Genomic DNA, 11343 nt, shown 5'->3' with positions numbered 1-11343 from the left:
CGATGCGAATGTGGTTTTTGAGTGCTGGCCTGGCCTTGATGTGCATGGCCCAGAACGCAGCGGCGGGTACAGTCCTGATCGTTGGCGATAGTATCAGTGCCGGTTTCGGGCTGGATACCCGCAAAGGGTGGGTGGCCCTGCTCGAGCAGCGGCTCAAGCAGGAGGGTTTCGACGATAAAGTGGTCAACGCCTCGATCAGTGGCGACACCAGTGCCGGAGGCCTGGCGCGGCTGCCGGCGGCGCTTGCAGAGCATAAGCCGGACGTGGTGGTGATCGAGCTTGGTGGCAACGATGGCCTGCGCGGGCAGCCGCCAGCGCAATTGAAACAAAATCTTGCGTCGATGATTGACCAGTCCAGGGCCGGCGGTGCGAAAGTGCTGCTGCTGGGCATGCAGTTGCCGCCCAATTACGGCCCGCGATACACCACGGCGTTTGCCGAAGTCTATGGCACGCTGGCCAAGGAAAAAGACATCCCGCTGGTGCCGTTTTTCCTTGAAGGCGTGGGCGGGCATCCCGAGCTGATGCAGGCGGACCAACTGCACCCGGCGGTCGGCGCCCAGGGCAAGTTGCTGGAAAATGTCTGGCCGACGCTAAAACCGCTGCTTTGACGCTTTTCTACCGGCAGGCTTTCGGCTAAGGTGGCGCCCCCCCGATCTGGAGCCCCCGATGTCGCGTCCTGCCTGGTCCCTGTTTAATTACCAACTGATCGAGCCGGACGAGCAGTTGGACCTGTTCGCCTGCCAGGAAGTGCGGGTGCATCTGGTGGCGCGTCAACTGGAACTGGGCGGCTCGATCGATCGCACGCTGTGCGGCACGCTGCTGCCTGCCCAGCCGCGCTGGTCGGCGGTGGATCGGATGGTTTTCCAGGACCAGCGCCTGTGCCCCTTGTGCCGGGCGATCCTCGAATCGCAGAAGCGCGGCACGCCGCCGATCTGGCCCGAGCTGCGTTTTGAGTTGTAGGCGCTGCCACAGGCTTGCAGCTAGGCGCCCGCTTCACGTATACAATCGAACTTTACCTCCCCGTCGTTCTGCGAAGGATTTTCCGGATGTTGTCGCGCCTCTCCGTCGTCACCTGCTGCCTGTCTCTTGCTGCCCTCTGCGCGGCCGGTTCCGCAGCGGCGTTGCAGTTGCCCTTGCCGCCGCCGGGCGAAGACATTGTCGGCCAGGTCCAGGTGATCAAGGCCAAGTATGAAGACACCTTCGCCGACCTGGGCACCACCTACGACCTGGGTTACTCGGAGATGGTCGCCGCCAACCCGGGGGTGGATGCGTGGTTGCCGGGAGCGGGCACCGAAATCGTGCTGCCGACCCGATTCATCCTGCCGCCGGGCCCGCGCGAAGGCATTGTGATCAACCTGGCTGAGTACCGTCTCTACTATTTCCCCAAGGGCCAGAACGTGGTCTACACCTTCCCGCTGGGGATTGGACGTGAAGGCTGGGGCTCACCGATTGCTCACACCAGCATCATCGCCAAGACGCCGAACCCGACCTGGACGCCGCCCGCGTCGATCAAGGCCGAGCACGCCGCCAACGGTGATCCGTTGCCCAACGTGGTGCCTGCGGGGCCGGACAACCCTTTGGGGCCGTTCAAGTTCACCCTCGGCACACCGGGTTACCTGATCCACGGGTCCAACATGAAGTTCGGCATCGGCACCCGCACCAGCCACGGTTGCTTCCGCATGTTCAATAACAATGTGCTGGAAATGGCGGACATGGTGCCGGTGGGCACTTCAGTGCGCATCATCAATGATGCCTACAAGTTCGGCAGCAGCGGCGGCAAGGTCTATCTCGAGGCGCATACGCCGCTGAACGACGACGGCACGCCATCGGTGGTCGACAAGCACACGGCGGTGATCAATGCCCTGCTCAAGCGCGAAGACCTGGCCAACACGTTGCGGGTGAACTGGGATCAGGTGCGTGACGTGGTTGCCGCAGAGGATGGCCTGCCGACTGAAATCGGTGTACCGGGTGGGGCGCCGATGGCGTCGAGTACGCCGATCGATCTGCAGCAATAAAAAAACCTGTGGGAGGGGACCGGTGCAAGTCCGGAACCTTACACAGGAAATCCGGGCAATAAAAAAGCCGATCCAAACAGGGATCGGCTTGATAACAACCCCGAAGGATTATTACTTGCGGCTTGCTTTTTCAAGCATGCGCAGAGCGCGCTCGTTAGCTTCGTCAGCAGTCTGTTGTGCTTTTTGAGCAGCAGCCAGCGCTTCATCAGCTTTACGGTAGGCTTCGTCTGCACGAGCCTGGGAGCGAGCTGCTGCGTCTTCAGTTGCAGTCAGACGAGCTTCGGTTTCTTTGGAGACGCTGCTGCAACCGGTAGCCAGAACTGCGGCCAGAGCCAGAGCAGAGAATTTCAGAACGTTGTTCATCGTGTTCCCCTTCAAGGACTTTCTATTAAATGACTATTGTCTCAGAGTGAGCTAATAGCCGGCGTACATACTACCCATTACTTGTAGTAAGTAAACTGACGTTGCGCAAGAAGCAGAAAAAATTCTTGCGCGGAATCTGTGCTGGCTGGTCGTATGGCGGTTCGTATAACAAACGTCCGCTGCCTTACAGTCTGCCTAACATTGGATCCAGCCTGAAAGGGCCGGCCCGTATGCTTCAAACCGTGTATGTAGATGAAATTTTATATATCCAGCTCGGTACTTTCGTGCCGTGTGCCTTTACCGCCGGCGGCATCTTTCACGCCTCTAGAGGTGACTTTAAGAGCGGCAGTTCGTCTTAAGGTTCAACTGCCGGCGTTGTTCAGGCTTTCGGTCACAGGTATCGAAGCCCAGTCTATATCCGCCCATGGCAGGGAATGACGAGTGCACCTTGAGCAATGGCAGGTTTGGTGCCTACTATTTCCACGTGCAGGGTGTGAGCGCCAGAGGTTTTCTCGTTGTCGAAACCGGCACGGGGTGGCGTAGATGTTTCTTCGCCGGAAAAACATCGGTAAGGTAGGGGTCAGAATCAAAGACCCGCGAGGAGTAGTGATGAGCGAGGCGTTGTCCATCCACCATGACCAGGCTGGTCATCAGTTCGAGACCAATGTGGACGGTCATCGTGCCTACCTGACCTACATGGACCTCGGGAAGCAGACCCTGGATATCTATCGCACCTTCGTGCCCAACGCGCTGCGCGGTCGTGGCATCGCCGCGGCGTTGACCGAAGAGGCGTTGAAGTTCGCCGAAGAGTCCGGCTATACAGTAATTCCGTCTTGCTCCTATGTGGAGCGCTACATGGAGCGTCACCAGCGCCATGCCGCCAAGCTCTGAGCGAGCCGCCATAAAAAACGCCGGGTAAACCCCGGCGTTTTTGTGTGCGCAGTTCAGCTTCAGGTGCGTTTGCGCTTGGGCAATACATCCTTGAGCTTGGCATGCATGCTGCGCAGAGTGGTCTCGGTGGCAGACCAGTCGATGCAGGCGTCGGTGATCGACACGCCGTATTGCAGGTCGGCCAGATTTTTTGGAATCGCCTGGCAACCCCAGTTCAGATGGCTTTCGACCATCAGGCCGATGATCGACTGATTGCCTTCGAGGATCTGGTTGGCGACGTTCTCCATCACCAATGGTTGCAGGGCCGGGTCCTTGTTGGAGTTGGCGTGGCTGCAATCGACCATGATGTTCGGCTTGATGCTGGCCTTGTTCAGCGCCTGCTCGCACAGGGCAACGCTGACCGAATCATAGTTGGGCTTGCCGTTGCCGCCGCGCAGCACCACATGGCCGTAGGCATTGCCCTTGGTGGTGACGATGGACACGCCACCTTCCTGGTTGATGCCCAGGAAACGGTGCGGGCTGGACACCGACTGCAGCGCGTTGATCGCCACGGTCAGACCGCCGTCGGTGCCGTTCTTGAAGCCCACGGCCGAGGACAGGCCGGACGCCATTTCCCGGTGGGTCTGGGATTCGGTGGTACGCGCGCCAATGGCCGACCAACTGATCAGGTCCTGCAGGTACTGCGGGGAGATCGGGTCCAGCGCTTCGGTCGCGGTCGGCAGGCCCATTTCGGCCAGGTCCAGCAGCAACTTGCGACCGATGTGCAAGCCGTCCTGGATCTTGAACGAGTCGTCCAGGTACGGGTCGTTGATCAAGCCTTTCCAGCCGACGGTGGTACGCGGCTTCTCGAAATACACGCGCATGACCAGGTACAGGGTGTCGGACACTTCCGCCGCCAGTACCTTGAGACGCTCGGCGTATTCGTGGGCAGCCTTGAGGTCGTGGATCGAGCAGGGGCCGATCACCACGAAGAGGCGGTGGTCGGTGCCGTCGAGAATGTCACGGATGACTTCGCGACCCTTGGTGACGGTCTGCAGGGCAGCGTCGCTCAGGGGGATTTCGCGCTTGAGCTGATCGGGCGTGATCAGGGTCTCGTTGGATTCGACGTTCAGGTCGTTGATCGGTAAATCAGCCATCGTGTTACTCGTCAGGGTCACGGGTGCCGGCCGCCAGCCATCCCCGTGCGGCGGAGCACAGCATGATTTGGATGCAAGGGGGGAGGAACCTTAGCGCGTAACCGGGCTGCGCGACAATGGGCAATTGTGCGCCGCGCGGGCCGGCCTGCTAGTGTATGGCCTGCTTGAGGCCCCCCACAGGAGATCGCGTGGAAGAGTTGCAGCTGTCCGATTTTGATATTGATCGTCAATTGCTGGCGCTGCCGGGGGCATCGCTGCTGATATTCACTGGCGACGGCTGCTCCAGTTGTCGCTGGGCGCGCCAGCAGTTGCCAGGCTGGAATCTGCCGGTGGCGCGGTTGTGCTGGGTCGATGCCGGGCACAATGGCGGCGCGGTCGAGCGCTACCAGATCTTTCATTTGCCCGCGCTGTTCGTGGTGTGCGAGGGTCAGTTCCTTGGGCAGATTCATACACGTCTTGCGCCCGTCGACATCAGCGAAGCCATCACGACAGCGCTCAGTCGCACTCCGGAGGATTTGCCATGACAGCACAGTCGCCACGTATAGGCATTATCGGCACCGGTGCCATCGGCGGTTTTTATGGCCTGATGCTGGCCCGCGCCGGATTCGACGTGCACTTCCTGTTGCGCAGTGAATACGCCGCCGTCAGAGACCGTGGCCTGCACGTCAACAGCAGCATCCATGGAGCATTGAAACTGCATCCGGTGCAGGCCTACGCCAATGCCGCCGACATGCCGCCGTGCGACTGGCTGCTGGTGGGCACCAAGTCCACCGGCAATGTCGAACTGGCGCCCACGCTGGCCCAGGTGGCCGCGCCGGGTGCCAAGGTGGTGCTGCTGCAAAACGGCCTGGATGTGGAAGACAGCCTGCGCGAACATTTGCCGGCCTCACTGCATCTGCTCGGCGGCCTGTGTTATATCGGCGTGTACCGCTCCGCGCCCGGGGTGATCGAGCATCAGGCATTGGGCCGGGTCAATCTGGGCTATCACAGCGGTACGGCCGCCAACGACGAGGCCCTTCAGCAAATGATCGTGGAAGAGGGCGCGGCGCTGTTCCATCAGGCAGGCATCGAGTCCCAGGCCATGGCCAGTGTGCACCTGGCGCGTTGGCACAAGCTGGTGTGGAACGTGCCGTTCAATGGTCTTTCGGTGTTGCTGGGCACGGGGACCACGGCGCTGATGGCGGATGAGTCCAGCCGCGAGTTGATTCAGGCCCTGATGGTCGAAGTGATCAAGGGCGCGCATGCCTGCGGCCACGATATCCCGGCCAGCTATGCCGGGCAGATGTTCGCCATGACCGAAACCATGGACGATTACCTGCCCAGCATGTATCACGACCACCTGCACAAGCGCCCGCTGGAACTGGCGGCGATCTACGCCCGGCCACTGGCGGCCGCCAAGGCAGCCGGCTGCGAGCTGCCGCGCATGCAGGCGCTGTACCAGGCCTTGAGTTTTATTGATCGGCATAACCGCTGATTGGGGGGGGAGAGCAGATGGCGAAGGGATTGGGCGACAAACTGGTGCTGGCGATTTCATCGCGGGCACTGTTCGACCTGAGCGAGAGCCACAAGGTCTACCTCGCCGAAGGGGTCGAGCCGTACCGCAAGTACCAGATCGAGCACGAGGAGGAAATCCTCGAACCCGGCGATGCCTTCCCGCTGGTGAACAAGTTGCTCAGCCTCAATGCCCGCTTGGGCCGGGCTCGGGTTGAAGTGGTGCTGGTGTCGCGCAACAGCGCCGACACCGGCCTGCGCGTGTTCAACTCGATCCAGCATTACGGTCTGGATATTTCCCGCGCCGCTTTCGCAGGCGGGCGTAGCCCCTATCCTTATCTGGCCGCCTTTGGTTGCCATCTGTTTCTTTCCACCCATGCTGAAGATGTGCGCAGTGCCCTCGATGCCGGGTTCGCTGCGGCGACGATCCTGTCCGGCGGCCCGCGTCGGGCCATGAGCGAGGAGCTGCGCATCGCGTTCGACGGCGACGCGGTGCTGTTTTCCGATGAGTCCGAGCGGGTTTACCAGAGCGGTGGGTTGGCGGCGTTCCAGGCCAATGAGCGCGAGTCGGCGCGCCAGCCGTTGCATGGCGGGCCGTTCAAGGGCTTTCTGGCGGCACTCAATTTATTGCAACGCGAGTTTCCTGACGAAGCCTGTCCGATCCGCACTGCGCTGGTCACCGCGCGTTCGGCGCCGTCCCATGAGCGGGTGATTCGCACCCTGCGTGAATGGGACATCCGCCTGGACGAGTCGCTGTTCCTCGGCGGCCTGGAAAAAGCCGCGTTTCTCGAAGCGTTTGCCGCCGATGTGTTTTTCGATGACCAGGCCGGTCATTGCGAGAAGGCCAGGGAGGTGGTGGCCACCGGGCACGTGCCCCACGGCATCAGCAACGAGGTCAAGGTGTGAGTCGGCCGAACTCTGTGCGGCGCTGCTAAGCTGAGTCAATCTTCGCCATCCTGGCAGCCCAGGGGGTTCTATGATTCGTTCGATGCTGTACGCCACGGACCTCGGCCTGTATGCGCCTTACGTGATGCAACATGCGTTGGCACTGGCGCGCACGTTCAAGGCTGACTTGTATGTGATTCATGTGGTCGAGCCCATCGGGCTGTTCGCCGAGTCGGTGCTGCAAAGCTACCTTGACGAGCAGGCTTTAAGTGAATGGCAGAACCAGGGGCTGACCACTGTGATAGCGACCATCGAACAGCGCGTGCAGGACAGTTTTCGCGAGGAGTTGGGGGATGGGGAACAGGACCTGAAGGTGATCCGCTCGGTAAAGGTGATCCAGGGCGATCCTTGCGACGTGATACTCGACCAGTTGCGCAAACTGTCCGTCGACCTGCTTATCCTCGGCAGTCACAGCCATGCAACGACGGCGGCGACGCCTTTGGGTCGCACCGCCACGCGGGTATTGCAGCTGTCGACGGTTCCCGTTTACATGGTGCCGTCGCTGCGGCGTCGACGCAGTGAAGAAATATGATCGCTGGAATACATAAAAAGTTCTAGATTTATCTGTCTGACCTTTAATATAGTTATATACCGTCGCTGATACCCGTGGCGTCTATCTGCTTTGAGGGACACATATGAAGCTCCAACAACTGCGCTACATCTGGGAAGTGGCGCACCACGACCTCAACGTTTCCGCTACCGCTCAAAGCCTTTACACCTCGCAACCGGGTATCAGCAAGCAGATCCGCCTGCTCGAAGACGAGCTGGGCGTGGAAGTGTTCGCACGCAGTGGCAAGCACCTGACCCGCGTCACTCCCGCCGGTGAGCGCATTATCACCACTGCCGGCGAGATCCTGCGCAAAGTCGAAAGCATCAAGCAGATCGCCCAGGAGTTCTCCAACGAGAAGAAGGGCACGCTGTCCATCGCCACCACCCATACCCAGGCACGCTATGCCTTGCCGCCGGTGATCCGCGACTTCATCAAGCAGTACCCGGACGTCGCGCTGCACATGCACCAGGGCTCGCCGATGCAGATCGCCGAGATGGCCGCGGACGGGACCGTTGATTTCGCGATTGCCACTGAGGCGCTGGAACTGTTCGGCGACCTGGTGATGATGCCGTGCTACCGCTGGAACCGCTGCGTGGTAGTGCCTCAGGGCCATCCGTTGGCCAAGCTGCCGAAATTGACCCTTGAGGCCCTGGCCGAATACCCGATCGTGACTTACGTGTTCGGCTTCACCGGCCGCTCCAAGCTCGACGAGGCGTTCAGCCATCGCGGCCTGACGCCGAAAGTGGTCTTCACCGCCGCCGATGCCGACGTGATCAAAACTTACGTGCGCCTTGGCCTGGGCGTGGGGATCGTGGCAAAAATGGCGGTCGACACCCAGCTCGACAAAGACCTTGTGGTGCTTGATGCCAGCGAGTTGTTCGAGTCCAGCGTGACCAAGATCGGTTTCCGCCGTGGCACCTTCCTGCGCGGTTTCATGTGCGACTTCATCGAGAAGTTTGCGCCGCACCTGACCCGCGAAGTCATGGCCAAGGCCATTCAGTGCCACAACAAGCAGGAACTGGAAGAGCTGTTCGCCGGCGTTGAATTGCCCGTTCATTAAAGCGTTTATCTGGCCTCGGTAACCGTAAAGTGTTGCCGGGCGCCTGCCACCAGAATCTCCACCTCATCCCCTTCGAATTTGCCCAGCAGGCTTTTGCCCAAGGGCGAGCGCGGGGTGATGACGGTCACCGGTTGCCCGACCACATCCACCTTCAGGCCCGCCGCATCCGGTGCGAGGAACAGCCATTGCTGGCGTCCGTTCTCGTCTTCCAGGCCCAGCAGCGCGCCGACCTCCACCCCACGTCGATCATCGTAGGCTCGCAGTGGCAGGTTCTGGCACAGCGCCAGCGATTGTTTGATTTCCTCGACCCGCCGGGCCTGCCCGGCCGCCAGGTAGGACGCCTCCAGGCCCAGGGTGTCGTACTTGTTCTCGGCGATGTTTTCTTCGTGGGTTGCGGTTTCGTAGGCGGTCTGCGCGGCGCGCTGGGCGATGTCCAGGTCGACGGCGAGCTTGTCCAGAATCAGCTGGAGCACGGCGTGTTTATTCATGGTGATCAGTCGCAGAGTTGCAGCACATTGGCGCGGGTCTTTTCAGTCGGTGCATTCTGGTCCTGTTGCAGCCAGAACTGGCATTTGGGGTTGGACAGGTTGCGCGGGTTGCTGCGCGCCTGCTCCAGGGTCTGTTGCTGTTCCTGTCTCTGCAGGTTCTGCTGGTACTGCTCGAACATGCGGTTGGGCGGCTCCGGCGCAGCGGCCGCCGGTTTGCCCAACTGTTGGACCGCCTGGGTCACAGGCGCGAGGCTCTGCGCGAAGAGGTAGCGGGACGCCAGCCAGGTGGTCAGCGCAATGGCGATGAACCCCAGCCACATGCCCAGGGCGATGGCGATGCAGAGCTTGAGCAGCGACAACGGACGATCAGTCATGGTGGCCTCCCGGCGGGCATTGACGGCGTAGCGGCGATTGTCGCACAGCCACTGTGCAGAATAATCGCGATCAAGCCTTCTGCATCCGGGCATTTATGCGGACAATCGAGCCTTTGAGCGTTGGAGCCCGGAATGAAAGCCCGCTGGGATATATTTTGCAGTGTCGTCGACAACTACGGCGACATCGGCGTGACCTGGCGCCTGGCCCGGCAATTGGTGGCCGAACACGCGTGTGATGTGCGCCTGTGGGTCGACGACTTGCGCGCGTTCGAGCGCATGTGCCCCGAGATCGATGTGCAGTTGAGTCAGCAATGGCAAGCGGGCGTTGACGTGCGCCACTGGCCGGCCGAGTGGCCGGCAACGTCGGCAGCCGATGTGGTGATTGCCGCGTTCGCCTGCCAGTTGCCACCGGACTATATGGAAGCCATGGCTGCCTGCGCACGCACGCCGTTGTGGATGAACCTGGATTACCTGAGCGCCGAAGACTGGGTGGTGGGGTGTCATCGGCTGCCATCGGTGAAGTTCAAGGGCGTGCAGAAGTATTTCTTTTTCCCGGGCTTTCGTCCGGGCACCGGGGGCCTGTTGCGTGAGGCTGGATTGCTGGACCAGCGTCAGGCGTTTCAGCGGGATGCCGTGGCACGGGAAACTTTCCTGCGGGATATGGGCGTATTTCCCGCCACCGATGCGCAACTGATCTCGCTGTTCGCCTACGAAAACGCCGGGCTGGCCGCTTGGCTCGACGTGTTGTCGACGGACGGGCGTGCCACCCATCTGTTGGTGCCTGAAGGGCGCATCCTCGGCGACGTGCAGCGCTGGCTCGGCGTGCAGGGGCTGGCGGCGGGGGCTGTGCATCAGCGCGGCGCGCTGACCGTGCAAGTGCTGCCGTTCGTGCCCCAGGCGCACTACGACCGACTGCTGTGGTGCTGCGACTTCAATGCGGTGCGCGGCGAAGACTCGTTCGTGCGTGCCCAATGGGCCGGGCGGCCATTGTTGTGGCACATCTACCGCCAGGATGAAGACATTCACCTCGACAAGCTCGATGCCTTCCTGGCGCTGTACACCGCCGCGTTGTCACCGGCCGCAAGGACTGCGCTGATCGAGATGTGGCAAGTCTGGAACGCCGGGGGCGATATGGCCCAGGCGTGGAAAAAACTGCTGGAACACTGGCCTGAAGTCAGTCGACACGCTGAATCCTGGTGTCTGGAACAAGGCTTGCAGGCCGATCTTGCGACGGCGCTGGTACAGTTTTATGAAAGTTGGATATGATACGCCACCTTGATTTTTGTAAATCCCATCCAAATTTCGGATATACGCAATGAAAACTGGTAAAGAGCTGAAACCCGGTACCGTCATCAAGCTCGAAAACGACCCTTGGTTGGTTCAGAAAGCTGAGTTCACCAAGTCTGGTCGTAACAGCGCAATCATGAAGACCAAGCTGAAGAACCTGCTGACCGGCTACAAGACCGAGATCGTCTACAGCGCCGATGACAAACTGGACGACGTGATCCTCGACCGCAAAGAAGCGACCCTGTCCTTCATCAGCGGCGACACCTACACGTTCATGGACACCACCGACTACACCATGTACGAGCTGAACGCTGAAGATATCGAAGCCGTTCTGCCGTTCATCGAAGAAGGCATGGAAGACGTCTGCGAAGCGATCTTCTTCGAAGAGCGCCTGGTTTCCGTAGAGCTGCCGACCACCATCGTGCGTAAAGTTGCCTACACCGAAGGTTCCGCTCGCGGCGACACTTCCGGCAAGGTGATGAAGCCTGCCAAACTGGCTAACGGTACCGAGCTGCAAGTGGCCGATTTCATCGAAATCGACGACCTGATCGAGATCGACACCCGTGAAGGTGGTTCGTACAAAGGTCGCGCCAAGAAGTAATTCTGGCCCTGCCGATGTCTAGTCCTGAAATAGGTTTACACCTGTTTCAGTCTCAAAACGCCTGATGCACCGCATCGGGCGTTTTGTATTTCAGGGATAAGTGCGGCCGCTCCCCGTTGTAGATCAGCACCGACTCATCCAC

The 11343-nt window shown here is 60.5% G+C and carries 15 protein-coding genes; 11 read left to right on the top strand and 4 right to left on the bottom strand.

Translation table 11 applies throughout. The features are described 5' to 3' along the window. The first annotated feature begins 2 nt into the window (after window positions 1-2). The 3 genes from LUB09_RS16955 (at window position 3) to LUB09_RS16945 (ending at window position 2015) form a co-directional block, all read left to right on the top strand. Window positions 3-608, top strand: a complete 606-nt coding sequence (locus tag LUB09_RS16955) for an arylesterase (RefSeq protein WP_209980468.1) — start codon at window positions 3-5, stop codon at window positions 606-608. A gap of 58 nt (window positions 609-666) precedes the next feature. After that, complete coding sequence (locus tag LUB09_RS16950) at window positions 667-960, top strand: hypothetical protein (RefSeq protein WP_209980471.1); 294 nt, start codon at window positions 667-669, stop codon at window positions 958-960. Window positions 961-1046: 86 nt separating this feature from the next. Next, window positions 1047-2015, top strand: coding sequence for a L,D-transpeptidase family protein (locus LUB09_RS16945; RefSeq protein ID WP_231423108.1), 969 nt, complete (start codon window positions 1047-1049; stop codon window positions 2013-2015). A gap of 111 nt (window positions 2016-2126) precedes the next feature. Here LUB09_RS16945 and oprI read toward each other — a convergent pair whose 3' ends face one another. Next, window positions 2127-2378 carry an outer membrane lipoprotei OprI gene (gene oprI / locus LUB09_RS16940; RefSeq protein WP_003172710.1) on the bottom strand — a complete coding sequence of 84 codons (252 nt, stop codon included), beginning with the start codon at window positions 2376-2378 and terminating at the stop codon, window positions 2127-2129. Window positions 2379-2987: 609 nt separating this feature from the next. Between oprI and LUB09_RS16935 the strand changes: the two genes are divergently transcribed. Beyond that, window positions 2988-3269: a GNAT family N-acetyltransferase gene (locus tag LUB09_RS16935; RefSeq protein ID WP_003233387.1), complete on the top strand. Its 282-nt coding sequence runs from the start codon at window positions 2988-2990 to the stop codon at window positions 3267-3269. 59 nt (window positions 3270-3328) lie between these two features. Here LUB09_RS16935 and LUB09_RS16930 read toward each other — a convergent pair whose 3' ends face one another. After that, on the bottom strand, window positions 3329-4405 hold the full coding sequence (locus LUB09_RS16930) for a 3-deoxy-7-phosphoheptulonate synthase (protein WP_231423107.1): 1077 nt from the start codon (window positions 4403-4405) through the stop codon (window positions 3329-3331). A 188-nt stretch (window positions 4406-4593) separates the two neighbouring features. Between LUB09_RS16930 and LUB09_RS16925 the strand changes: the two genes are divergently transcribed. The 5 genes from LUB09_RS16925 to cysB all read left to right on the top strand — a co-directional run bounded on the left by LUB09_RS16925 (window position 4594) and on the right by cysB (window position 8451). Next, window positions 4594-4929, top strand: coding sequence for a thioredoxin (locus LUB09_RS16925; protein WP_231423106.1), 336 nt, complete (start codon window positions 4594-4596; stop codon window positions 4927-4929). Further along, on the top strand, window positions 4926-5879 hold the full coding sequence (locus tag LUB09_RS16920) for a putative 2-dehydropantoate 2-reductase (protein WP_231423105.1): 954 nt from the start codon (window positions 4926-4928) through the stop codon (window positions 5877-5879). Before LUB09_RS16925 ends, LUB09_RS16920 begins: the two co-directional genes overlap by 4 nt. A 17-nt stretch (window positions 5880-5896) precedes the next feature. Then, on the top strand, window positions 5897-6802 hold the full coding sequence (locus LUB09_RS16915) for a 5'-nucleotidase (RefSeq protein ID WP_209980481.1): 906 nt from the start codon (window positions 5897-5899) through the stop codon (window positions 6800-6802). 70 nt (window positions 6803-6872) lie between these two features. After that, entirely contained in the window at window positions 6873-7373 is a 501-nt protein-coding gene (locus tag LUB09_RS16910) for a universal stress protein (protein ID WP_209980483.1), read from the top strand. A gap of 103 nt (window positions 7374-7476) precedes the next feature. Beyond that, the gene (cysB, locus tag LUB09_RS16905; RefSeq protein WP_209980485.1) at window positions 7477-8451 is read left to right on the top strand and encodes an HTH-type transcriptional regulator CysB; all 975 of its coding nucleotides are present in this window, start codon (window positions 7477-7479) and stop codon (window positions 8449-8451) included. A gap of 5 nt (window positions 8452-8456) precedes the next feature. Here cysB and LUB09_RS16900 read toward each other — a convergent pair whose 3' ends face one another. Continuing rightward, window positions 8457-8939 (bottom strand): GreA/GreB family elongation factor, encoded by a 483-nt coding sequence (locus LUB09_RS16900; RefSeq protein WP_209980487.1) that lies wholly within the window; start codon window positions 8937-8939, stop codon window positions 8457-8459. A 5-nt stretch (window positions 8940-8944) separates the two neighbouring features. Next, on the bottom strand, window positions 8945-9313 hold the full coding sequence (locus tag LUB09_RS16895; protein WP_231423104.1) for a hypothetical protein: 369 nt from the start codon (window positions 9311-9313) through the stop codon (window positions 8945-8947). A 132-nt stretch (window positions 9314-9445) separates the two neighbouring features. Between LUB09_RS16895 and earP the strand changes: the two genes are divergently transcribed. Further along, window positions 9446-10579: an elongation factor P maturation arginine rhamnosyltransferase EarP gene (earP, locus tag LUB09_RS16890; protein ID WP_231423103.1), complete on the top strand. Its 1134-nt coding sequence runs from the start codon at window positions 9446-9448 to the stop codon at window positions 10577-10579. Between the two features lie 49 nt (window positions 10580-10628). Further along, window positions 10629-11201 carry an elongation factor P gene (locus LUB09_RS16885; RefSeq protein WP_209980494.1) on the top strand — a complete coding sequence of 191 codons (573 nt, stop codon included), beginning with the start codon at window positions 10629-10631 and terminating at the stop codon, window positions 11199-11201. Window positions 11202-11343: the final 142 nt, after the last annotated feature.

This window comes from Pseudomonas sp. Leaf59, assembly GCF_920984685.1.
GTDB lineage: Bacteria > Pseudomonadota > Gammaproteobacteria > Pseudomonadales > Pseudomonadaceae > Aquipseudomonas.
Note: the sequence above shows the minus strand (reverse complement) of the source record. Positions and strands in the feature narration are given on the sequence as shown.